The organism is Microbacterium sp. JZ101 (genome assembly GCF_053903175.1).
Genome location: NZ_CP096400.1, coordinates 2,559,578 through 2,582,543, shown reverse-complemented (window position 1 = coordinate 2,582,543; position 22,966 = coordinate 2,559,578). Strand labels below are relative to the sequence as shown.

Below are 22,966 nucleotides of genomic sequence, written 5' to 3'. Positions count from 1 at the left end.
GGGCATGCCCGACGAATGGACCTCGCGCCCCGCGCCCGTCGTGCGCCGCAGCGTCGCGGAGTCCGTGATCGAGGACCTGCGCGGCGCGATCACCTCGGGGGCGCTCGCGGTCGGCACGCGACTGCCGTCGGAGGCGCTTCTCGCGGAGCGGTACGCCGTGAGCCGGCCGGTCATCCGCGAGGCGCTGCGCTCGCTGCAGACCCTCGGGCTCACCCAGACGCGCACCGGCAGCGGCACGTACGTGACGGCGGACCGGATCGATCCGGCCACCGTGTACGGCAAGTTCTCCGCGCGCGACCTCATGGAGGCGCGCCCGCACATCGAGGTCCCCGCGGCGGGGCTCGCCGCCGAGCGCCGGACGGACGAGCAGCGCGACGAGCTCACCGCCCTGTGCGACGCGATGGACGCGTGCGACGACCCCCAGGAATGGGTCGCGCTGGACACCCGCTTCCACTCCCTCGTCGCTCAGGCGTCGGGGAACGCGGTCTTCGCGAAGGCCGTCTCCGACATCCGCGATGCCCTCTCGCGTCAGTCGCAGGTCGTGAACCTCGTCGCGTCGCGCCAGGAGCCATCCGGTCGCGAGCACCGGCGGATCGCCGAGGCGATCGCGGTCGGCTCGCCGATCGAGGCCCGCGAGGCCATGCGCGCGCACCTCGGCGAGGTCGAGCGCGTCGTCATCCCCCTGACACGACCAGCCGCTCGGGGCTGAGCGCGGCGCGCACCTCGTCGGGCGTGAGCAGCCCGCGCTCGAGCGCGACATCCGGAACCGATCGGCCCGTCCGCAGCGCCTCCTGCGCGATCTCCGTGGCCATCCGGTAGCCGAGCAGCGGGTTGAGCGCGGTCGCGAGGCCGATCGACGACGCGACGCGCTCCGCCATGATCTCGGGGTGCGCCTCGATGCCGTCGACGCAGCGGTCGGCCAGGAGCCGGCACGCCGCCGTGAGATGCGCGAAGCTCTGCGAGAGGGCGCGCGCGATCACCGGCTCGAAGGCGTTGAGCTGCAGCTGGCCCGCCTCCGCCGCGAGCGTCACGGCGAGGTCGTCGGCGATCACGGTGTACGCCACCTGCGTGACCATCTCGGGGATGACCGGATTCACCTTGCCGGGCATGATGCTCGAGCCGGCCTGCACGGCGGGCAGCGAGATCTCGCCGAGCCCCGCGCGCGGACCGGACGACAGCAGGCGCAGGTCGTTGCACGTCTTGGAGAGCTTGATCGCGATGCGCTTGAGCACCCCGGAGACGTGCACGAACGCGCCGGGATCCTGCGTGGCCTCGACGAGGTCGGCGGCGGTGACGAACGGGCGCCCCGTGAGCTCGGCGAGGTGCGCGCAGGCGCGGGCGGCATAGCCTGCGGGGGCGTTGAGGCCCGTGCCGATCGCGGTGGCGCCCAGGTTCACCTCGAGCAGGAGCGCGGCCGACTCCCGCAGCCGCGCCCTGTCCTCGCCGAGCATGACGGCGAAAGCCCCGAACTCCTGCCCGAGGGTCATCGGCACCGCGTCCTGCAGCTGCGTGCGGCCGACCTTGAGATGCGCGGCGAACTGCGCGGCCTTCCGCGCGAACGCCGCCTCGAGGTGCGCCATCGCCGCCTCGAGCTCGTCGACCGCCTCCGTGAGCGCCGCGTTGATCGCGGTGGGGTAGACGTCGTTGGTCGACTGGCTCATGTTGACGTGGTCGTTCGGGTGCAGGCGCGCGTAGTCGCCCTTCTCGTGCCCGAGCAGCTCGAGCGCGCGGTTGGCGATGACCTCGTTCGCATTCATGTTCGTCGACGTGCCGGCGCCGCCCTGGATGAGGTCGACGACGAACTGGTCGTGGAGAGCGCCCGCGCGGATCTCCGCGCACGCGGCCGTGATCGCGTCGCACCGGGCGGCGTCGAGCAGGCCGAGATCGCGGTTGGCGAGCGCCGCGGCCTGCTTGACGGCCGCGAGCCCGCGCACGAGGAACGGGAATCGTCCGATCGGCGTGCCCGTGACGGGGAAGTTGGCGACCGCCCGGGCCGTGTGGACGCCCCAGTAGGCGTCTGCCGGGACCTCGAGGTCGCCGAGGAGGTCGTGCTCGCTGCGCGTCTTCGTCATCACTGCTCTCTTCCTTGAGGCGGAACGTGCCTGTAAAGCTACCAGACAGATTTCCGGACATCCGACTTGACATCTCGCGGCTTACGTGGTCGGATGTCGCAAGCTGTTTGGCAGCTAGCCAGATTCCGCGGCAACGTCGCCGCCCGACCGAAGGCAGACACCGTGTCGACCCAGACCCCCGATTCCGCCCCCTCGTCGCTCCCCGACGAGCAGTCCGGATTCCGCAAGGCGCTCCGTCCCCGCCAGATCCAGATGATCGCCATCGGCGGCGCGATCGGCACCGGACTGTTCATGGGAGCCGGCGGCCGGCTCGAGAGCGCCGGTCCGGCCCTCGTCGTCGTGTACGCCGTCTGCGCGTTCTTCGCGTTCCTCGTGCTGCGCGCCCTCGGCGAGCTCATCGTGCACCGTCCGTCGAGCGGCTCCTTCGTGTCGTACGCGCGCGAGTTCTACGGCGAGAAGATGGCGTTCTTCGCCGGCTGGATGTACTGGCTGAACTGGGCGATGACCTCCGTCGCCGACGTCACGGCCGTCGCCCTCTACATGAACTTCTTCAAGCAGTACGTCGCGTGGCTCGCGGCGATCGACCAGTGGGTGTTCGCGCTGGTGGCGCTTGTGCTCGTGCTCGGCATGAACCTGCTCTCTGTGAAGGTGTTCGGCGAGCTCGAGTTCTGGTTCGCGCTCGTGAAGGTGCTCGCGCTCGTCGCGTTCCTCGTCGTCGGCGTCTTCTTCGTCGCGACCGGCACGCCGGTCGACGGCGTCGCGCCGGGCTTCCACCTCATCGCCGACAACGGCGGCGTCTTCCCGAACGGCGTGCTCGCCGCCTTCATCGTCATCCAGGGCGTCGTCTTCGCGTACGCCTCGATCGAGCTCGTCGGCACCGCCGCGGGGGAGACCCAGGATGCCCGCACCGTCATGCCGAAGGCCATCCGCACGGTCGTGTTCCGCCTCGTCGTCTTCTACGTGGGCTCGGTGCTCCTGTTCACGCTGCTCATGCCGACCACGTCGTACGCCGCGGGCGAGAGCCCGTTCGTGACGTTCTTCGGCGCGATCGGCGTCGAGGGCGCGGACATCATCATGAACCTCGTCGTGCTCACGGCGGTGCTCTCGTCGCTCAACGCCGGTCTCTACTCGACCGGGCGCATCCTCCACTCGATGGCGGTCTCGGGCTCCGCTCCCGCCGCGCTCGCCCGCATGAACCGCGCGGGCGTGCCCTACATGGGGATCGCCGTCACGGCCGTCGTCACCGCGATCGGGGTGGCGCTCAACGCGGTCGTGCCCGAGCAGGCGTTCGAGATCGCGCTCAACGTCTCGGCGCTCGGCATCATCAGCGCGTGGGCGGTCATCGTCCTCTGCCAGCTGAAGCTGCGCAGCCTCGCCGAGCGCGGCGCGCTCGAGCGCCCCGCGTTCCGGATGCCCGGCGCGCCCTACACGGGCTACGCGACGCTCGTCTTCCTCGGCGCCGTCGTCGTGCTCATGGCGCTCGACTACCCGATCGGCAGCGCCACGGTCGCGTCGCTCGTCCTCATCGTGCCGGCGCTCATCGCGGGCTGGTTCCTCTCGCGCGACCGCATCCGCGCGCTCACGGCCGAGCGGACGGGCACGCTCGCCGCGCTCGCGCACCGCGCGGCCGCGACCCGCTCGGGACGGGCCGAGTGACGCCCGCCCCGGCCGTCGTCGTCGTCGCGACGGGCGGCACCATCGCGAGCCGCCCGTCAGCCGAGGGTGGCACGGCGCCCGCGCTCGGCGGCGACGCCATCACGGCGTCGGCTGGGGCGTCCGCGCCCGTCCGCGTGGTCGATCTGATGGCGGAGGACTCGGCCGCGCTCGACCTCGCGCGCATGCAGGAGATCGCCGACGCCGTGGCCGACGCGCTCGCCGACCCGCACACGACGGGTGTGGTCGTGCTCCACGGCACCGACTCGCTCGAGGAGACCGCGCTTCTCGTCGGCCTGCAGTGCGGAGCCGACCCGCGCCCGATCGTGCTGACCGGCGCGCAGTTCCTGCCCGACGATCCGCGGTCGGATGGCCCCGCGAACGTCGCGGCGGCCCTCGCGATCGCGTCGGGCGAGGCGGCCGCGCCGCGCCACCCTGCGACGGGCGGCGCCGTCATCGTGTTCGGCGGGCGCGTCCTCCCCGCGTGGGGCGCGTTCAAGGCGCGCACCGACGACGCCGACGCCTTCCGACGAAGCGGCGACGCTCTCGCGGCGCCCGCTCTCGCGGCGTCCGCTCTCGCGACGGCGCGACGCGCGCACGACGGCGTCGCGCGTGTCCGCGTCGACGTCGTCGCGGTCGTCCCCGGCGGAGACGACGTGCACCTGCGCGCGAGCGCGGCGGCCGGCGCACGGGCCGTGGTGCTCGAGGCGCTCGGCTCGGGGAACGCGTCGCCGGCCATCGTCGAGGGCGTGCGCCGCTGCGTCGATCAGGGCGTGCGCGTCGCGGTCACGAGCCGTGTGCCGGAGGGGGCGCTCGCCGCGACCTACGGCGGGGGAGGCGGCGGTCACGACCTCGTCGTCGCGGGCGCCGCGATGGCGCGCACGCTCCGTGCGGGCCAGGCGCGCATCCTCCTCGCCGAGCTGCTCGCGCGGGGCATGGCCGACGACGCGATCGCGGCCGCCCTCGCGGCGTGAGCGCCGATCGAGGGTCTCAGCGCGATGTCGGCGGGGAGCCGTAGGCTGGATCCGTGACCACCGCCTTGTATCGCCGCTACCGGCCGGAGACCTTCGGGGAGATGATCGGCCAGGCCCAGGTCACGGATCCGCTCATGACCGCGCTGCGCGGCGATCGCATCGGGCACGCGTACCTCTTCTCGGGGCCCCGCGGCTGCGGCAAGACGACCTCGGCGCGCATCCTCGCGCGCTGCCTCAACTGCGCAGAGGGTCCGACCGACACGCCGTGCGGCCGCTGCGACAGCTGCGTCGAGCTCTCGCGGACGGGCGGCGGCTCGCTCGACGTCGTCGAGATCGACGCCGCGAGCCACAACGGCGTCGACGACGCGCGCGACCTCCGCGAGCGAGCGATCTTCGCCCCCGCACGCGACCGGTTCAAGATCTTCATCCTCGACGAGGCCCACATGGTCACGCCGCAGGGCTTCAACGCGCTGCTCAAGCTCGTCGAGGAGCCGCCCGCGCACGTGAAGTTCATCTTCGCGACCACCGAGCCCGACAAGGTGATCGGCACCATCCGCTCGCGCACGCATCACTACCCCTTCCGGCTGGTGCCGCCGGCCGCGATGCTCGCGTACGTCGAGAAGCTGTGCGCCGAGGAGGGCGTGGCCGTGGCGCAGGGGGTGCTGCCCCTCGTCGTGCGCGCGGGCGGAGGCTCTCCCCGTGACACGCTGTCGATCCTCGATCAGCTGATCGCGGGGTCCGAGAACGACAGCGTGACCTACGAGCGCGCGGTCGCGCTGCTGGGCTACACGCATGCCGAGCTCCTCGACGAGGTCGTCGACGCGTTCGCGCTGGCCGACGCGGGCTCCGCGTTCGGCGCGGTCGACCGCGTCGTGCAGACGGGGCAGGACCCCCGCCGCTTCGTGGACGACCTGCTCGAGCGGCTTCGCGACCTCATCGTGATCGCGGCCACGGGCGCCGGCGCGTCCGCCGTGCTGCGCGGCATCCCGTCCGATGAGCTCGAGCGCATGGGGCAGCAGGCCGAGCGCTTCGGCGCGGAGCGCCTCTCGCGCACCGCCGACATCGTCAGCGCCGCCCTCGACGGCATGACCGGCGCGACGTCGCCTCGCCTCCAGCTCGAGCTCATGATCGCGCGCGTCCTCACACACGGAGCGACCGCGGCTCCGGCCGGGGGCGCGACCGCGGCCGGTTCCTCGCGCGGTCCGGCCGCGGGGCCTGCGGCTGGGGTGGCGGGCGCGGCGGGGACGCCTGCTGAGGTGGGGGCACCTGCGGCGGCGGCCGCGGCACCTGCGGCGGCTGCGGCGGCGGCACCGGCGGCACCTGCGGCGGCACCGGCGGCACCTGCGGCGGCACCGGCGGCTGCGCCTGCGGCTGCGGCACCGGCGGTTGCGCCGGCGGCTGCGGCACCGGCGGTTGCGCCGGCGGCTGCGCCTGCTCCTGCGGCCGCGCCTCCTGCGGCTGCGCCTCCTGCGGCTGCGCCTTTCGTCGCTGCGCCGGTGGCACCTCCCGCAGCCGCACCGACGGCTGCGCCCGCAGCTCCCTCGGACGCTCCTGCGGCGGCCGCTCCGGCTGCGGCAGCACCCACGGCACCTCCTGCGGCGGCACCGACCGCAGGGCCCACGGCGGCACCTCCCACGTCTCCGGCACCGCCCGGAGCGCCCGCGGCTGCGGCGCCTGTTGCCGCGGGCTCCAGCGCGGTGAGGCCCGATGGGCCCGAGACGCCCGTACGGCCCGCGACGGCCGTCCGCGATGACGGAACCATCCCCGCCGCCGGCTGGGCGACCATCCCGCCCGGTGCGGACGGGCCCGTGGCTCCCGCACAGCCGACGTCTGCCGAGCGTCCGCCGGCCGACGACGGGCCGCTGCCCGCGCCCGAGGACGAGCCGCCCTACGACCCATACGACGAGCCCGCTCGCAGCGAGCAGCCGCGTCGACCGGAGCCCGCGCCTGAGCCTGCTCCTGCCGGCGCGCCGCTGACCCTCGCCGGAGTGCAGGCCGTGTGGTCGGGGATCCTCGCCCGACTGGAGCACGCGAGTCGCGCGTCGTGGCTCGTGCTCCAGAGCGCGCGGCCGGTGGCCGCGGAGGGCGACGTGCTCACGCTGGCGTTCACGAACCAGCGCGACCTCGCGACCTTCAAGCAGCGCACGCCTCAGGGCGGGGGAGTGAGCGAGGACCTGCGCGGGGTCATCCTCGAGGTCCTCGGCATCCGCGTGAAGTACCTCGCCCGTCACGAGCCGGGCCCCGGCGGGCCTGGATCGAGCGGACCAGGCGGCGCGGGGCCCGGATCGAGCGGACCGGGCGGCGGTCAGACGCCTCCCGCCGGCCCGGGCGGCGTCGCACGCGCACCGGGGCGGTCGGCGCCGCAGCGCGCGTCGGCGCCCTCGGCCGATGCAGGAGCGGTCGCCCTGTCGTCCCGCACCGTCACGGAGTGGGCCGTCGCACCGATCCCGGGTGGTGCCGTCGGCACCCTCGCGGTCGACGAGGATCCGGAGGAGGCGGAGATCCCGCCCGCGGCCCGCATCGCACCGCCCGTCGCGGATGGCGAGATCGCCCCGCCGGCGCCGGCCGCTCCCGCCCTCGACGAGGACGACGACACCGACCCGGGCGACATCCCGCCCGAGCCGGCGGAGGCGATCGCGCCGAACCCGGCGCCCGTGCCGACGGTGCAGGCGCGCCACGTCGGGCCCGAGGGCATCCAGCGCTACGGCGAGGCGGTGGTCCGCCAGGTGCTCGGCGCGACGTTCCTCCACGAGGAGCCGTACGAGCCCGCGACCCGCTTCCAGTGACCTCCCCTGCGTAAGGACACCATCCCTCCATGTACGACGGCATCGTCCAGGAGCTGATCGACGAGCTCGGCCGGCTTCCCGGCATCGGCCCCAAGTCGGCCCAGCGCATCGCGTTTCACATCCTGCAGACCCCGTCCTTCGACGTCTCGCGACTCTCCGAGCTCCTGCGCGAAGTGCGTGAGCGGGTGAGGTTCTGCGAGATCTGCGGCAACGTCTCCGAGAGCGACACGTGCGCCATCTGCCGCGACCCCCGTCGCAACCCGGCGCTCATCTGCGTCGTCGAGGACGCGAAGGACGTCGCCGCGATCGAGCGCACGCGCGAGTTCCGCGGCCGCTATCACGTGCTCGGCGGGGCGATCAGCCCGATCGCCGGCGTCGGGCCCGACGACCTGCGCATCCAGCAGCTCATGACGCGCCTCGCCGACGGCACCGTCCAGGAGGTCATCCTCGCGACGAACCCGAACCTCGAGGGCGAGGCGACCGCGGCCTATCTGAGCCGCCTTCTCACGACCCTCGACATCGCGGTCTCGCGTCTCGCGTCGGGCCTCCCGGTCGGCGGAGACCTCGAGTACGCCGACGAGGTCACCCTCGGCCGCGCGTTCGAGGGCCGCCGCCGCCTCTGAGGGCCGCCGCCTCTGAGCGCGCGGGCGAGACAGCACCTCGCCGCCGAGACAGCGCGTTGCCGCCGAGACAGCGCGTTGCCGCCCCTGAGCGCGCGGGCGAGACTGCACCTCGCGGCCGAGACAGCGCGTTGCCGCCGAGACAGCGCGTTGCCGCCCCTGAGCGCGGGGCCGAGATCGCACCTCGCCGCCGAGACAGCGCGTTGCCGCCGAGAGGCGTGCCGCCGGCCGCCCTCTCGGCGCCCGTATGCACGGCCGGCGGGGGATGGCCTTCTCGGCGCCCGCGTGCACGGCCGGCGGGGGATGGCCCTCTCGGCGCCCGCGTGCACGGTCGGCGGGGGATGGCCCTCCGGGCGGCGCGGGCGGGCGCGGGGCGGCGGGTGCGGAGCCTCTAGACTTGTCGACTGGGCGCGCCCTGCGTCCCTCACCCGCCCGCACCGTGAGGAGCCTCACTTGGCGTTGATCGTCCAGAAGTTCGGCGGCTCGTCCGTCGCCGACGCCGAGAGCATCAAGCGCGTCGCGAAGCGCATCGTCGACACCCGCCGGGCGGGGCACGACGTCGTCGTCGCCGTCAGCGCGATGGGAGACACCACCGACGAGCTGCTCGACCTCGCGTCGCAGGTCGCGCCGGTCCCGGCGCCGCGGGAGCTCGACATGCTCCTCTCCAGCGGAGAGCGCATCTCGATGGCGCTCCTGGCCATGGCCATCCACTCGATGGGATACGAGGCGCGCTCGTTCACGGGCAGCCAGGCGGGCATGATCACGACGGCCGACCACGGCGCCGCGCGCATCGTCGACGTCACCCCCGTGCGCCTGCGTGCGGCTCTCGATGACGGGGCCGTCGTCATCGTCGCGGGCTTCCAGGGCTTCAACCGCGACACGAAGGACATCACGACGCTCGGCCGAGGCGGATCCGACACGACCGCCGTCGCGCTCGCCGCTGCGCTCGACGCCGACGTGTGCGAGATCTACAGCGACGTCGACGGCATCTTCACGGCCGACCCGCGGGTCGTGCCCCTCGCCCGCAAGCTCGGCCACATCACGGCCGAGGAGATGCTCGAGCTCGCCGCCAACGGTGCCAAGGTGCTCTACATCCGCGCCGTCGAGTACGCCCGTCGCCACGGCGTGCTCATCCACGCCCGCTCGACGTTCACGTCGAACGAGGGCACGTACGTTCTGGGCGAGGGGATGAAGGCCCCCCGCAATGCCAAGGGAGAGATCATGTCGGACGACGCCATCGGAATGGAAGAGCCGGTCGTCGCCGGAGTCGCCATCGACCGCAGCCAGGCCAAGATCACGGTCCTCGGCGTGCCGGACGTGCCGGGCTCGGCAGCCGCGATCTTCACGCTCGTCGCGAAGACGGGCGCCAACATCGACATGATCGTGCAGAACGTGCAGTCGGCGAAGGCTGGTCGCACCGACATCTCGTTCACGCTGCCGAAGCAGTCGGCCGCCGAGGTCGCGAAGGCGCTCACGGCAGCGCAGGACGACATCGGGTACGAGAACCTCGTCTACGACGACCAGGTCGGCAAGCTCTCGGTCGTCGGCGCGGGCATGCGCACGCACTCGGGCGTCTCGCTGACGCTCTTCGAGGCGCTGAGCTCCGCCGGCATCAACATCGAGATGATCTCGACGAGCGAGATCCGCATCTCGGTCATCCTCCGCGACACCGAGCTCGACGAGGCCGCCCGCGTCGTCCACTCGGCGTACGGGCTCGACGGCGAGGTCGAGGCGACCGTCTACGCCGGAACCGGCCGCTGACATCCCTCTCCGAAGGCCTCCGACCCCGCGGTGAACTGGTCCCCGGGAGTTGGACTGGCCAATTGAGAGCTTAGGGGCTAGGCGGCAAGGGCCCGGGTCCGGTATTGCACCGGGCTCAGGCCCTTGAGCGTTGAGTGGGCTCGTTCGGTGTTGAACCAGTGGATGTAGGCGTCGATCGCGCTGGTGAGTGCGTCGACGGTGAGGAACGTGGTGGTGCAGTAGAGCTCGTCCTTCATGTGCCCGAAGAAGCTCTCCATCACGGCGTTGTCGAGGCAGTTGCCCTTGCGCGACATCGACTGCTTCGCGCCCGCTCCGGCCAGCAGTCGTTGCCAGGAATCGTGCTGGTACTGGAAGCCCTGGTCCGAGTGCACGATCGGCGCATCTCCCGACCGCAACCGGGTCAGCGCCTGCCGGAGGGAGCTGTTGGTGAGTTCGAGGTTGGGTGAGATCCCGAGGGTATGGCAGATGATCTCCCGCCCGAACAGGTCCATCACCGTGGAGAGGTAGACGCGCCGGTCACCGACTCGGAACTCGGTCACGTCGGTGACCCACTTCTGGTTCGGACCCGTGACGGTGAAGTCGCGTCGCAAGAGGTTCGGGGCGGTCTTGCCGACCTGCCCCTTGAACGAGTTGTAACGCTTGCGGCGACGGATCTGGCAGCGCAACCCGAGCTCGTTCATCAGCTTCAGCACGGTCTTCTTCGACACCTCCCAGCCGCCCTCGCGCAACTTGTCACGGATGCGGCGGTGCCCGTAACGACCCGCGAACCCGTCGAAGATCCGCCGGATCTCGCCTTTCAGGTCCGCATGCTCGTCAGGGCGGTCCAGCCGGGCCTGGTGGTAAAAGAACGTCGACCGAGGCAGCCCGGCGACCTCCAGCAGCGTGGTGAGAGAGTGCTCGGCCTTGAGGGCGACGACGGCGTTCACCTTGTCCGTCGTTTCTGGTCCATCAAGGCCCGCAATTTTCCCAAGTACGCGTTCTGCGCCCGCAGATACTCGTTCTCACGCCGCAACCGCTCCAGCTCCGACTCCTCTGCCTGCGGCGAGTTCGCCCCGGGCGGGCGGCCTCTCCGCTTCGGCCGTAACGCGTCCTCGCCCTCGTTGCGATACTTCCTCGCCCACGTCTTCAGCAGAACCGGCGAGGACAACTCCGCCTCTTCCGCCAGCTCCGCCGCCGACTCCCCGGCAAGGAACCGTTCCACCAGGGCGAGCTTGAACTCGAACGAGTACGACGGATTGTCTCGTTTGACCACCAGTGCTCCTCTGCCACGGATCCGCCAACGTTGATAGAGGTGCCTGACCGGGTCGCGTGGCGCGCCCAGCAAGGTCGACACCGCCCGATCAGCGAGACCCTCCTCGAACGACGCTACCGCCGCCAACCGCTGCGCCTCAGTGAGAGAACTTCTCGGATGCAATGAACTGACCCCCAGGAGTCGAGACTGATTTCTCAGTCCAACTCCCGGGTGTCAGTTCACGGTCGGAGGCCTTCGTCGTCCACTCCCATCACGCATGTCTCACTCGGCGCCGGTATCGAGGCGCTATACCCGCACCACGTGAGACATGCCCGGTCGCTGACCGGCGACAAGTGAGACATGCACGGGCGCTGACCCGCGACAAGCGAGACATGCCCGGTCGCCGACCCGCACCAAGTGAGACATGCCCGGGCGGGACGGGGCACTCCGCGGCGCCGGTAGAATCGAGCAACCCCGCTCGCATCCCCGAGGAACACCATGACCCGCATCTCTGAATCAGGACTCTCCGTCGCCGTCGTCGGCGCCACCGGCCAGGTCGGCACCGTGATGCGCGAGATCCTCCAGGAGCGCGACTTCCCGATCCGCGAGCTGCGGCTCTTCGCGTCGGCGCGCTCGGCCGGCCGAACGATCGACTTCGGCGGCACCGAGGTCGTCGTCGAGGACATCGCGACCGACGACCTGTCGGGCATCGACATCGCGCTCTTCTCCGCCGGCGGCTCCGCCTCGAAGGAACACGCCCCGCGCTTCGCCGCGGCCGGCGCTGTCGTCATCGACAACTCGAGCGCCTGGCGCATGGACCCCGAGGTCCCGCTCGTCGTGAGCGAGGTCAACCCCCACGCGATCGACCAGGCCGTCAAGGGCATCATCGCGAACCCGAACTGCACGACCATGGCGGCCATGCCCGTCCTCAAGCCGCTCGCCGCCGAGGCCGGCCTCGAGCGCCTCATCGTCTCGACCTACCAGGCCGTCTCGGGCTCGGGCCTCGCCGGCGCGCAGGAGCTCCTCGGCCAGGTCGAGGGTGTCCTCGCACAGGGCGACACCCTCCGCCTCGTGCACGACGGCTCGGCGGTCGACTTCCCGGAGCCCGAGAAGTACGTCGCGCCCATCGCGTTCGACGTCGTGCCGCTCGCGGGCAACCTCGTCGACGACGGGCTGAACGAGACCGACGAGGAGAAGAAGCTCCGCAACGAGAGCCGCAAGATCCTCGAGCTCCCCGACCTGCGCGTGGCCGGCACGTGCGTGCGCGTTCCGGTGTTCACAGGCCACTCGCTGAGCATCCACGCCGAGTTCGCGCGCGAGATCACGCCCGAGCGCGCGCGCGAGCTCCTGGCGGATGCCCCGGGCGTGGCTCTCGAGGAGGTCCCGACTCCGCTGCAGGCGGCGGGAAGCGACCCCAGCTACGTCGGGCGGATCCGCGCCGACCAGTCGGCTCCCGAAGGGCGCGGTCTCGTGCTGTTCATCTCGAACGACAACCTCCGCAAGGGCGCCGCGCTCAACGCCGTGCAGATCGCGGAGCTCGTCGCCGCCAAGCTCGGTTCGGCCGTCGCGCGCTGATCCATCCCGCAGAACGGGCCGGCCCCTCGGGGCCGGCCCGTTCTGCGTCCCGGCCCGATCGAAAGAACGCCACCGTCTTCGGGGCGCCGAAAACGCAAGTTCCGGTGTTCTTTCGACGGCGGATGGTCAGGTTCGCCGAAAAGCCGGGAATAGGATTGACGCGTGAGTGAAACCGTCGATGTCGTGCTGATCGGCGGCGGGATCATGTCCGCCACACTCGGCACGCTCCTCAAGGAACTGCAGCCCGACTGGAAGATCGTCGCCTTCGAGCGCGACGGGGAGGTCGCGCAGGAGAGCTCGAACGCGTGGAACAACGCGGGAACCGGGCACTCCGCCCTGTGCGAGCTCAACTACATGCCCGACCCGTCGAACCCGGCGAAGGCGATCGGCATCAACGAGCAGTTCCAGCAGAGCCGCGAGCTGTGGGCATCCCTCGTCGCGAAGGGCATCCTCGACGCGCCGTCGACGTTCATCAGCACGACGCCGCACATGACGTTCGTCACGGGGGAGAAGGACGTCTCCTACCTCCGCGCGCGCTACGAGACGCTCAAGGACCAGCCGCTCTTCGAGGGCATCGAGTACTCCGAGGACTCGCGCGTCATCCACTCCTGGGCGCCGCTGCTCATGGAGAAGCGCCGCAAGACCGACGAGCCCTTCGCCGCGACGCGCGTGCCGGCCGGCACCGACGTCGACTTCGGCGCGCTCACCCGCCAGCTCTTCGACCACCTCCGCGCGAACGACGCCGAGGTGCTGCTGAACCACGAGGTCAACGGCCTCAAGAAGCAGAAGGACGGCACCTGGCTCGTCAGCTACCGCAACCGGGTCGGCAAGACGCCCGGCCAGATCCGGGCGCGCTTCGTCTTCGTCGGCGCGGGCGGATGGGCCATCAAGCTCCTGCAGAAGGCGCGCATCCCCGAGATCAAGGGCTACGGCGTCTTCCCGATCGGCGGCCAGTTCCTCAAGACGACCGATCCGAAGCTCGTCGCGAAGCACGGCGCGAAGGTGTACTCGCAGGCGGCCGTGGGCGCCCCGCCCATGTCGGTCCCGCACCTCGACGCCCGCCGCGTCGACGGCGAGGGGTCGCTCATGTTCGGTCCGTTCGCGACGTTCAGCCCGAAGTTCCTCAAGAAGGGGTCGTGGCTCGACATCGTCTCGCAGGTGCGCCTGCACAACATCGGCTCGATGCTCAAGGTCGGAGCCACGAACCTCGACCTCGTGAAGTACCTCGTGACCGAGCTCCTCAAGAGCCGTGCCAAGAAGATCGAGGCCCTGCGCGTCTTCGTGCCCACGGCCGACGGCGCGGACTGGGAGCTCATCCAGGCGGGTCAGCGCGCCCAGGTCATGAAGGGCGGCAAGCTGCAGTTCGGCACCGAGGTGGTCTCGGCGGCGGATGGCTCGATCGCGGGTCTGCTCGGAGCATCCCCGGGCGCGTCGACGGGCGCGACGATCATGCTCGACGTGCTGTCGTCGTGCTTCCCTGACCGGATCGAGGGATGGAAGCCCGCGCTGCGCGAGCTCATCCCCACCTACGGAGAGACGCTGAACGGGGACGCCGCGAAGGCGCGCGCCGAGATGCGACGCACCGCGGAGGCGCTTCACATCGCGGAGGAGCAGCGCGTCGACGCGTGACGCGCGCTCCTTCTCAGACCCCAAGCTTCTCGCGCAGGGCCGCGACGTGCCCATCCGGGTCGACGCGGTACTCGGCGATCTCGATGCGGTTCTCCTCATCGAGCACGAACGTCGAGCGCAGCACGCCCGTGAGGGTGCGGCCGTCGATCTGCTTCTCACCCCACGCGCCGTAGCTCTTCGCGACGGCGTGATCCGGGTCGGAGAGGAGCGGGAAGTCCAGGCGGTCCTCCTCGGCGAAGCGGGCGAGCGTCTCGACGTCGTCCTTCGAGATGCCGACGACCTGGTAGCCGGCGCCGCTCAGCGACGCGAGGTTGTCGCGGAAGTCGCACGCCTCGGTCGTGCAGCCGGGAGTGAAGGCCGCGGGGTAGAAGTAGAGGATGGTGCGTCCGCCCGCGAAGTCGGACAGGCGCACCGTCTCGCCCTTCGCGTCGCTCAGGGCGAAGTCGGGCGCGTCGGCGCCGGGAGCGAGCTGTGCGACGGTCTCTTCGGCCACGATGCCTCCGTAGTTTCACGATATGGAATAAAGCTTCTGTAGCTCGGAATTCATTATAGTCCAGCCCGGCGGGGCGGCGCAATGGCCGATCAGCCGCGCCCGTCGAAGGGCATGCCGGTCGCGGTCACCACGATCTCGTGGACCGCGACCTCGTGCGGCAGGTCGGCGACGTCTGCGATCAGGCGTGCGGCGTGCGCGACGTCGAATGTCGGCTCGACGCGGCGCGTGCCATCGGGCTGCAGTGCGCCATCGCCCGCGTCGATGCCGTGCAGGAGCTCGGTGGCGGCGTTGCCGATGTCGATCTGGGTCGCGGTGATGCCGAAGGAGCGCCCGTCGAGCGCGACCGAGCGCGTGAGCCCGGTCATCGCGTGCTTCGTGATCGTGTAGGCGGCCGATCGCGGGCGCGGACGGTGCGCCGACACCGAGCCGTTGTTGATGATGCGGCCGCCCTGCGGAGTCTGCGCGCGCATGCGGCGGAAGGCCTCGCGCGCGCAGAGCACCGCGCCCGTGACGTTGACGTCGAGCACCTGTCGCCAGTCGTCGTCCGAGAGCTCGTCGATCCGCGCCTGGGGTCCGAATGCGCCCGCGTTGTTGAAGAGCAGGTCGACGCGCCCCGCATGCTCCTGGGCGGCATCGAACGCGCGGACGACGTCATCCGGTCGCGTCACGTCGGCGGGGATGGACGCGGCGGCCGGCCCGCCCGCCTCCGCGATCTCGGCGGCCGTCCGCTGGAGCGTCTCGCGCGTGCGCCCGATGAGGGTGAGCGACCAGCCGCGACGCGCGAGCTCGAGGGCGGTCGCCCTCCCGATGCCCGTCCCGGCGCCGGTGATGAGCGCGCTGCGGATGGCGCGGGTCTGCGTCGACATGGTGTCTCCTTCTTCTGCACGACGGTGCGCACGGTAGCTTCTCACGGAGGTCGGCTTGACTCTCCCGAAACGGGGTGCTTCACTAATTACACACAACGGAAGAACAGTTCCGGAATGTGGAATGAAGGAAGGTAAGCAATGACGCTTGCAGCGTTCAACCAGCTGACGCCGACGGAGGCGGATGCGCTCATCCGGCCCGCCGCCGACATCGACCGCTGGGTGGAGGCCGTCGTGTCCGCTCGTCCGTACTCCAACGTGGAGGAGGTGCTGTCGGCCGCCCGCGAGCGGGCGCTCGACTGGACGGACGAGGACATCGACGCGGCGCTGGCGCATCACCCGCGCATCGGGGACCGTCCGAGCGGCAGCTCGACGGAAGCCGGCATGTCGCGCGGAGAGCAGGCCGGCGTCGATGCGGGCGATGCGGCACTGGCCGCAGAGCTCCACGCGGGCAACCGCGCCTATGAGGAGCGATTCGGGCGAGTCTTCCTCATCCGGGCGGCGGGGCGCAGCGGTCGAGAGATCCTCGACGAGCTGAACCGCCGTCTCGACAACACCGACGAGGACGAGATCCGCGAAGTCGCCGAACAGCTTCGCGAGATCGCACTCCTCCGACTGGAAGGGATCCTCCGCGCATGAGCCACGTCACCACGCACATCCTCGACGCGTCGATCGGCCGTCCGGCCGCCGACGTCGCGGTGGCACTGGAGGACGCGGACGGCGCGGTCGTCGCATCCGCCCGCACCGACGCGGACGGCCGTGTGAAGGACCTCGGTCCCGAGGCGCTCGAGCCGGGGCACTACCGGCTCCGCTTCGAGGTCGCCGCGTACTTCGCGCGCACCGGCACGGATTCCTTCTACCCCGTCGTCACGATCGACTTCACGGTCGGCGACGCCGAGCAGCACTATCACGTACCGCTACTCATCAGCCCGTTCGCATATTCAACCTACAGGGGTAGCTGATCATGACCATCGCTGACACCACCGTCGAGACCTCGTCCCAGACCAAGGTCGTGCTGGGCGACAGCCAGTACGGCAAGGCAGAGGTCCACGTCGTCCGCGTCACGCGCGACACCGACCGCCACGAGATCGAGGACCTCACGGTCGTCTCGCAGCTCCACGGCGACTTCGACTCGTGCTACTACGAGGGCGACAACTCGCACGTCGTGCCGACGGACACACAGAAGAACACGGTGTTCGGCTTCGCCCGGGAGGGCATCGGGTCGCCCGAGGACTTCCTCATCCGCCTCGGCCGCCACTTCACGAGCGAGTTCGAGTGGGTCACGGGCGGCCGCTGGGGCGCGCGTCAGGCGACGTGGTCGCGCATCCCGGTCGCGGGCGAGGGCCACGACCACTCGTTCTTCCGCGGCGGCACGGGAGCCGAGACCCGCACCGCGGTCGTGAAGATCGTCGGCGACCAGACGCACGTGGTCGCGGGTCTCGAGGACCTCGCCGTCCTCAAGACGACGCAGTCGGGATTCGTCGGCTACCCGGTCGACCGCTACACGACGCTCCCCGAGACGACCGACCGCATCCTCGCGACGAACGTCACGGCGCGCTGGCTGTACAACCGCACCGACATCGACTTCAACGAGGTCTTCGCGTCGGTCCGGACGATCATGCTCGAGGCGTTCACGAACCACTACTCGCGCGCGCTCCAGGAGACGCAGTACATCATGGGCCGCGCCGTGCTCGAGGCGCACCCCGAGATCGACGAGATCAAGTTCTCCATGCCGAACCTCCACCACTTCGTCGTGGACCTCGAGCCCTTCGGCCAGGACAACCCCAACGAGGTGTTCTACGCCGCCCACAGCCCGTACGGCCTCATCGAGGGCACGCTGCGGCGCGAGGGCCTCGGCGACACCGCGGCCATCTGGCAGGGCATCCCCGCCTACGTCTGATGCCGTGACGGCCCCTGCGCCGTCTCGACAGCCCGTCGCGGTCGGGTCATCGCTCTCGACGACCCGACCGCGGACGGGCGTGCCCGCGCACGCTCGCGCGGGCGCTGCGCGATCACGCGCGAACCTGGGCGGCGCCGAGCGCCGCCGTGCCGACAAGGAGGTCAGCAATGAGCAAGAAGAACCGCCGGGCGCTGCCCGGATCACTGGATGTCGCCGGATCGCCCGAGGACGAGCGCCTGCCCGTCGGCAGGTCGTTCATGTACGGACTGCAGCACGTCCTGACGATGTACGGCGGGATCATCGCCCCGCCGATCATCCTCGGCGGCGCCGCCGGCGTCACCGACGCGGAGAAGGGCCTCCTCATCGCGTCGTGCCTCTTCATCGGAGGCCTCGCGACCATCCTGCAGAGCGTGGGGATCCCGTTCTTCGGATCGAAGCTCCCGCTCGTGCAGGGCACGTCGTTCGCGGCCGTCGCGACGATGCTCGCGATCGTGAACGGGGGAGGAGGGCTGCCCGCGGTCTTCGGCGCCGTGCTCGCCGCGTCGCTGATCGGCTTCGTCATCACGCCGTTCTTCGCGATGATCCTCCGCTTCTTCCCGCCCGTCGTCACGGGCGTCGTCATCACCGCGATCGGCCTCTCGCTGATCCCGGTCGCCGGCAACTGGATCATGGGCGGCAACGCGGCCGCCGACGACTACGGCTCGATGGCCAACGTCGGGCTCGCCGGGCTCACGCTCCTCATCATCGTCGTGCTCTCCAAGCTCGGCAGCGCCACGATCTCGCGCCTGTCGATCCTGCTCGCGCTCATCATCGGCACCGTCATCGCGATCCCGCTCGGGATGGCCGACTTCTCGTCGGTCCTCGACGGCCCGGTCTTCGCCATCCCCACCCCGCTCGCCTTCGGCGCGCCGGTCTTCGACCCGGCAGCGATCGTGTCGATGCTCGTCGTCGTGCTCGTGATCCTCACCGAGACGACCGCCGACATCCTCGCGGTCGGCGAGATCACGGGGGCGCGCGTCGACTCCCGCCGCATCGCCAACGGCCTGCGCGCCGACATGGCGGCCAGCGCGGTGTCGCCGCTGCTCAACTCGTTCACGCAGAGCGCGTTCGCGCAGAACGTGGGCCTCGTCGCCATCACGGGCGTGAAGAGCCGCTTCGTCGTCACCGCGGGCGGCGTCATCCTCGTCATCCTCGGCGTCCTGCCCATCCTCGGGCGCGTCGCCGCGGCCATCCCGATGCCGGTCCTCGGCGGCGCGGGCATCGTCCTGTTCGGCACGGTCGCGGCCTCGGGCATCCGCACGCTGTCGAAGGTCGACTACCGCAACAACATGAACCTCATCATCGTCGCGGCGTCGCTCGCGTTCGGCATGCTGCCGGTCGTCAAGACCGACATCTACCACCTGTTCCCCGACTGGTTCGAGGTCATCTTCCACTCGGGCATCTCGTCCGCCGCGATCATGGCCGTCCTGCTCAACCTCATCTTCAACGAGCTCACCCTCGGCAACGTGCGCAAGAACGCCTCGGTCTTCGTCGCGTCGCCCCCGCGCATGGTCCGCGAGGACGAACTCGAGGCCCTCGAGGACGGCGACACGTTCGTCGGCGGCAAGCTCATCGCCGCGGACGGCAACGAGGTCCCGATCGTCCGCGTGAACGCGGCCGGCAACCAGACCACCTCCATCCACATCAGCTCCGTCGACCGCGTCGCGCCCGACACCCCCGCTCAGGGCTCGCGCACCATCCGGAAGGGCTTCCGCCGATGACAGCACCCTTCGAACCCGCGCTCCTCGACCGGAGGGTCGATGACGTCGATCCCGCCGAGACCGCGGAGTGGCTCGAATCGATCGACGGCCTCGTGGCCGCGGGCGGCCGCGAGCGCGCGCACCGCATGATCGAGGCGCTCGCCGCCCGCGTCGGCGCGGACCGCGCGCGGGCCGAGCTGACGACCGACTACGTCAACACGATCCCGGCCTCGCAGGATGCGCCGTACCCCGGCGACGAGCAGGCCGAGCGCCGCTACCGGGCATGGATCCGCTGGAACGCGGCGGTCATGGTGCATCGTGCGCAGCACCCGTCGACCGGGGGCGTGGGCGGCCACATCGCGACCTACGCGGGCGCCGCCACGCTCTACGAGGTCGGCTTCAACCACTTCTTCCGCGGCAAGGACCATCCGGGCGGCGGCGACCAGGTGTACTTCCAGGGGCACGCGTCTCCCGGCATGTACGCGCGGTCGTTCGTGGAGGGGCGCCTCGACGAGGCCGACCTCGACGGCTTCCGCCAGGAGCGCTCGCGCGAGGGGCACGGTCTGCCGTCGTACCCGCACCCGCGGCTCAAGCCGGCCTACTGGGAGTTCCCGACGGTCTCGATGGGCATCGGGCCGATGAACGCCATCTACCAGGCGCAGGCGAACCGGTACCTGCACGCGCGCGGCATCAAGGACACGTCCGATCAGCACGTGTGGGCGTTCCTCGGCGACGGCGAGATGGATGAGCCCGAGTCGCGCGGGCTGCTGCAGCTCGCGGCGAACGACGGGCTCGACAACCTCACGTTCGTGATCAACTGCAACCTGCAGCGTCTGGACGGGCCCGTCCGCGGCAACACGAAGGTCATGCAGGAGCTCGAGGCGTTCTTCCGCGGTGCCGGGTGGAACGTCATCAAGGTCGTCTGGGGCCGCGAGTGGGATGCGCTGTTCGAGCGCGACGTCGACGGCGCGCTCGTCGACCTCATGAACCGCACACCGGACGGCGACTTCCAGACCTTCAAGGCCGAGTCGGGTGCGTTCGTCCGCGAGCACTTCTTCGGGCGCGACCCGCGCACGCTCGCGCTCGTGTCGGACTACTCCGACGAGGACATCTGGAACCTCCGGCGCGGCGGGCACGACTACGTCAAGGTGCACTCGGCCTACAAGGCGGCGATGGAGCACCGCGGTCAGCCCACGGTCGTGCTCGTGAAGACGGTCAAGGGGTACACGCTCGGTCCGAGCTTCGAGGGCCGGATGGCCTCGCACCAGATGAAGAAGCTCGCCCTCCAGGATCTCAAGGACTTCCGCGACCTGCTCCGGATCCCGATCCCCGACGCGCAGCTCGAGGAGGACCCGTACCGGCCGCCGTACTTCCGCCCTGAGCCGGGCGCGCCCGAGCTCGAGTACATGCTCGAGCGCCGTCGCGCGCTGGGCGGCCCGGTGCCCGAGCGCCGTGCGACGCACACCGCGATCGAGCTCCCGGCCGATGGGGTGTACGCCTCGGCGAAGAAGGGCTCGGGAGCCCAGCAGGCGGCGACGACGATGGCGTTCGCGCGCATCCTCCGCGACATCCTGCGCGACAAGAAGGTCGGGCACCGGATCGTGCCGATCATCCCGGATGAGGCGCGCACGTTCGGCATGGACGCGTACTTCCCGACCTCGAAGATCTACAACCCGCGCGGGCAGAACTACATGTCGGTCGACCGCGAGCTGCTCCTCGCCTACAAGGAGTCCGAGGCCGGTCAGATCCTCCACGTCGGCATCAACGAGGCCGGTGCCGTCGCGGCCTTCACGGCGGCGGGCACGTCGTACGCGACGCACGGCGAGCCGCTCATCCCCGTCTACGTCTTCTACTCGATGTTCGGGTTCCAGCGCACGGGCGACTCGTTCTGGGCCGCGGCCGACCAGATGGCGCGCGGCTTCGTGATCGGCGCGACCGCGGGGCGCACGACCCTCACGGGCGAGGGGCTGCAGCACGGCGACGGCCACTCGCCGCTCCTGGCATCGACGAACCCGGCAGTCGTCTCGTACGACCCGGCCTACGGGTACGAGCTCGCGCACATCGTGCGCGCGGGGTTCGAGCGCATGTACGGAGGGGCACATCCCGACCCGAACGTCATGTACTACCTCACGGTCTACAACGAGCCGATCTCGCAGCCGGCCGAGCCGGAGGGCGTGGACGTCGACGGCATCCTCCGCGGCATGCACCGCGTGTCGCAGGCGGATGGCGAGGGCGTCTCCGCGCAGATCCTCGCGTCGGGCGTCGCGGTGCCGTGGGCGATCGAGGCCCAGCGGGTGCTCGCGGAGGAGTGGGGCGTCGCGGCCGACGTGTGGTCGGTCACGAGCTGGAACGAGCTGCGCCGCGACGCGATCGACGCCGACAGCGCCATCCTGCACGCGGGCGAGCCGCGCGAGCCCTACGTGACCCGGCGCCTCCGCGAGGGGTCCGGCGGTCCGGTCGTCGCCGTCAGCGACTACATGCGGCAGGTGCAGGACCAGATCGCGCCGTACGTGCCCGGCCGCTGGCTCTCGCTCGGGACCGACGGCTTCGGGTTCTCCGACACCCGGGCCGCGGCGCGGCGGTTCTTCCGGGTCGACGTCGAGTCGATCGTCGTCCGCACGCTCGAGGCGCTCGCACTCGACGGCGCGGTCGACCCCGCGGCTGCGCGTCAGGCCGCCGAGCGCTACCGTCTGCAGGACGTGCGCGCCGGCCACACCGGAACGGCCGGCGGCGACGCGTAGTCGTCGGCACACGGAAGCGGGGTCGGGCGTCCAGGACGCCCGACCCCGCTTCCGTGTGCGCGGCGTCAGACCGTGCGGTTCATCTCCCGGCTGATGGCCTCGGCGGCCTCGAGGAGGAGCGGCACGGCGCGCTCGCCGAACGCCTCGTCGACCCGGGTCTGCGGGCCGGAGACCGAGACGGCCGTCGGCGTGGGGGCGTTCGGGATCGGCACGGCGTAGCAGCGCACGCCGATCTCCTGCTCGTTGTCATCGATCGAGTAGCCGCGCTCGCGGATGAGCGACAGGTGCGAGACGAGCTCCTCGGGGTCGCCGATGCTGTGCTCGGTCGCGCGGGGCATCCCGACCCGCGACACGATCGACCGCACGGTCGGCTCGTCGAGCTGCGACAGGATCGCCTTGCCCACGCCCGTGTCGTGCGTGTGTGCGCGTCGCCCGATCTCGGTGAACATCCGCACCGAGTGCGGCGACGGCACCTGCGCGACGTACAGGACCATGTCTCCGTCGAGCACCGCGAGGTTGGCGGTCTCCTGCAGCCGGCCGACGAGGTCGGCGAGGTACGGCTCCGCGATCTGCCCGAGCTGGCGGTTGGCACCGTCGCCGAGGCGGATGAGGCGGGGCCCGAGCGCGTAGCGGCGGTTGGGCAGCTGGCGGACGTACCCGCGCCCCACGAGCGTGCGCAGGAGGCGGTGGATGGTCGGCGGCGGCAGCTCCGTGCGGTTCGCGAGCTCCGACAGCGTCTGCGTGCCGCCCGCGTCCGCCATGAGGTCGAGCAGCTCGAAGGCGCGCTCGACGGACTGCACGCCGCCTGTGGTGCGTTCGGTCATGGGATCTCCTCCAGTTGCGGCCGGTCCGCACTTCGTTCTACAATCATTCCACAACGCAGAAGCAAAACTCCACTTCGTGGAAAAACGGCTCTCGTCTCCGAGTCC

Annotated in this window: 19 protein-coding genes; 13 read left to right on the top strand and 6 right to left on the bottom strand. The window is 71.0% G+C overall.

The features are described 5' to 3' along the window. Positions 1-4: 4 nt before the first annotated feature. The gene (locus M1D56_RS11975) at positions 5-709 is read left to right on the top strand and encodes a FadR/GntR family transcriptional regulator (RefSeq protein WP_456283683.1); all 705 of its coding nucleotides are present in this window, start codon (positions 5-7) and stop codon (positions 707-709) included. On the opposite strand, the gene M1D56_RS11970 is transcribed toward M1D56_RS11975, so the two are convergent. Further along, a complete protein-coding gene (locus M1D56_RS11970; RefSeq protein ID WP_271174487.1) occupies positions 675-2,072 on the bottom strand; it encodes an aspartate ammonia-lyase in 1,398 nt (465 codons plus the stop codon). The two genes, M1D56_RS11975 and M1D56_RS11970, sit on opposite strands and share 35 nt — an antisense overlap. A gap of 93 nt (positions 2,073-2,165) precedes the next feature. Between M1D56_RS11970 and M1D56_RS11965 the strand changes: the two genes are divergently transcribed. The 5 genes from M1D56_RS11965 (at position 2,166) to M1D56_RS11945 (ending at position 9,866) form a co-directional block, all read left to right on the top strand. Beyond that, the gene (locus tag M1D56_RS11965; RefSeq protein ID WP_456283682.1) at positions 2,166-3,728 is read left to right on the top strand and encodes an amino acid permease; all 1,563 of its coding nucleotides are present in this window, start codon (positions 2,166-2,168) and stop codon (positions 3,726-3,728) included. After that, entirely contained in the window at positions 3,725-4,699 is a 975-nt protein-coding gene (locus M1D56_RS11960; protein ID WP_456283681.1) for an asparaginase domain-containing protein, read from the top strand. The genes M1D56_RS11965 and M1D56_RS11960 overlap by 4 nt, the downstream gene beginning before the upstream one ends. A 53-nt stretch (positions 4,700-4,752) precedes the next feature. Then, a complete protein-coding gene (locus tag M1D56_RS11955; RefSeq protein WP_456283680.1) occupies positions 4,753-7,485 on the top strand; it encodes a DNA polymerase III subunit gamma and tau in 2,733 nt (910 codons plus the stop codon). A 29-nt stretch (positions 7,486-7,514) separates the two neighbouring features. Beyond that, positions 7,515-8,108: a recombination mediator RecR gene (gene recR, locus M1D56_RS11950; protein WP_456283679.1), complete on the top strand. Its 594-nt coding sequence runs from the start codon at positions 7,515-7,517 to the stop codon at positions 8,106-8,108. A 450-nt stretch (positions 8,109-8,558) separates the two neighbouring features. Next, positions 8,559-9,866, top strand: coding sequence for an aspartate kinase (locus M1D56_RS11945; RefSeq protein WP_271173951.1), 1,308 nt, complete (start codon positions 8,559-8,561; stop codon positions 9,864-9,866). 77 nt (positions 9,867-9,943) lie between these two features. Here M1D56_RS11945 and M1D56_RS11940 read toward each other — a convergent pair whose 3' ends face one another. Both M1D56_RS11940 and M1D56_RS11935 read right to left on the bottom strand, forming a co-directional pair. Continuing rightward, the gene (locus M1D56_RS11940) at positions 9,944-10,792 is read right to left on the bottom strand and encodes an IS3 family transposase (RefSeq protein WP_456283678.1); all 849 of its coding nucleotides are present in this window, start codon (positions 10,790-10,792) and stop codon (positions 9,944-9,946) included. After that, positions 10,789-11,118, bottom strand: coding sequence for a helix-turn-helix domain-containing protein (locus tag M1D56_RS11935; protein ID WP_456283677.1), 330 nt, complete (start codon positions 11,116-11,118; stop codon positions 10,789-10,791). The genes M1D56_RS11940 and M1D56_RS11935 overlap by 4 nt, the downstream gene beginning before the upstream one ends. A gap of 477 nt (positions 11,119-11,595) precedes the next feature. On the opposite strand from M1D56_RS11935, the gene M1D56_RS11930 reads away from it, so the two are divergent. After that, positions 11,596-12,672 (top strand): aspartate-semialdehyde dehydrogenase, encoded by a 1,077-nt coding sequence (locus M1D56_RS11930; RefSeq protein ID WP_421076307.1) that lies wholly within the window; start codon positions 11,596-11,598, stop codon positions 12,670-12,672. A gap of 204 nt (positions 12,673-12,876) precedes the next feature. After that, positions 12,877-14,301: a malate dehydrogenase (quinone) gene (gene mqo / locus M1D56_RS11925; protein WP_456285239.1), complete on the top strand. Its 1,425-nt coding sequence runs from the start codon at positions 12,877-12,879 to the stop codon at positions 14,299-14,301. Positions 14,302-14,314: 13 nt separating this feature from the next. Here the strand turns inward: mqo and bcp are convergent, their stop codons facing one another. After that, entirely contained in the window at positions 14,315-14,794 is a 480-nt protein-coding gene (bcp, locus tag M1D56_RS11920; protein ID WP_271173948.1) for a thioredoxin-dependent thiol peroxidase, read from the bottom strand. Positions 14,795-14,883: 89 nt separating this feature from the next. After that, a complete protein-coding gene (locus tag M1D56_RS11915) occupies positions 14,884-15,660 on the bottom strand; it encodes an SDR family oxidoreductase (protein ID WP_456283676.1) in 777 nt (258 codons plus the stop codon). A 138-nt stretch (positions 15,661-15,798) separates the two neighbouring features. Between M1D56_RS11915 and uraD the strand changes: the two genes are divergently transcribed. From uraD to aceE, 5 genes are all read left to right on the top strand, one after another. After that, positions 15,799-16,296, top strand: a complete 498-nt coding sequence (gene uraD, locus M1D56_RS11910; protein WP_324014199.1) for a 2-oxo-4-hydroxy-4-carboxy-5-ureidoimidazoline decarboxylase — start codon at positions 15,799-15,801, stop codon at positions 16,294-16,296. Next, positions 16,293-16,619, top strand: coding sequence for a hydroxyisourate hydrolase (gene uraH, locus M1D56_RS11905; protein WP_282979724.1), 327 nt, complete (start codon positions 16,293-16,295; stop codon positions 16,617-16,619). The genes uraD and uraH overlap by 4 nt, the downstream gene beginning before the upstream one ends. A gap of 2 nt (positions 16,620-16,621) precedes the next feature. Then, positions 16,622-17,557, top strand: a complete 936-nt coding sequence (gene pucL, locus M1D56_RS11900; RefSeq protein WP_282979723.1) for a factor-independent urate hydroxylase — start codon at positions 16,622-16,624, stop codon at positions 17,555-17,557. A 167-nt stretch (positions 17,558-17,724) separates the two neighbouring features. Further along, a complete protein-coding gene (locus tag M1D56_RS11895; protein WP_421076311.1) occupies positions 17,725-19,317 on the top strand; it encodes a nucleobase:cation symporter-2 family protein in 1,593 nt (530 codons plus the stop codon). After that, positions 19,314-22,037 (top strand): pyruvate dehydrogenase (acetyl-transferring), homodimeric type, encoded by a 2,724-nt coding sequence (gene aceE / locus M1D56_RS11890; RefSeq protein WP_456283675.1) that lies wholly within the window; start codon positions 19,314-19,316, stop codon positions 22,035-22,037. The genes M1D56_RS11895 and aceE overlap by 4 nt, the downstream gene beginning before the upstream one ends. 65 nt (positions 22,038-22,102) lie before the next feature. Here aceE and M1D56_RS11885 read toward each other — a convergent pair whose 3' ends face one another. Further along, complete coding sequence (locus M1D56_RS11885) at positions 22,103-22,861, bottom strand: IclR family transcriptional regulator (protein WP_324014201.1); 759 nt, start codon at positions 22,859-22,861, stop codon at positions 22,103-22,105. Positions 22,862-22,966 lie beyond the last annotated feature (105 nt).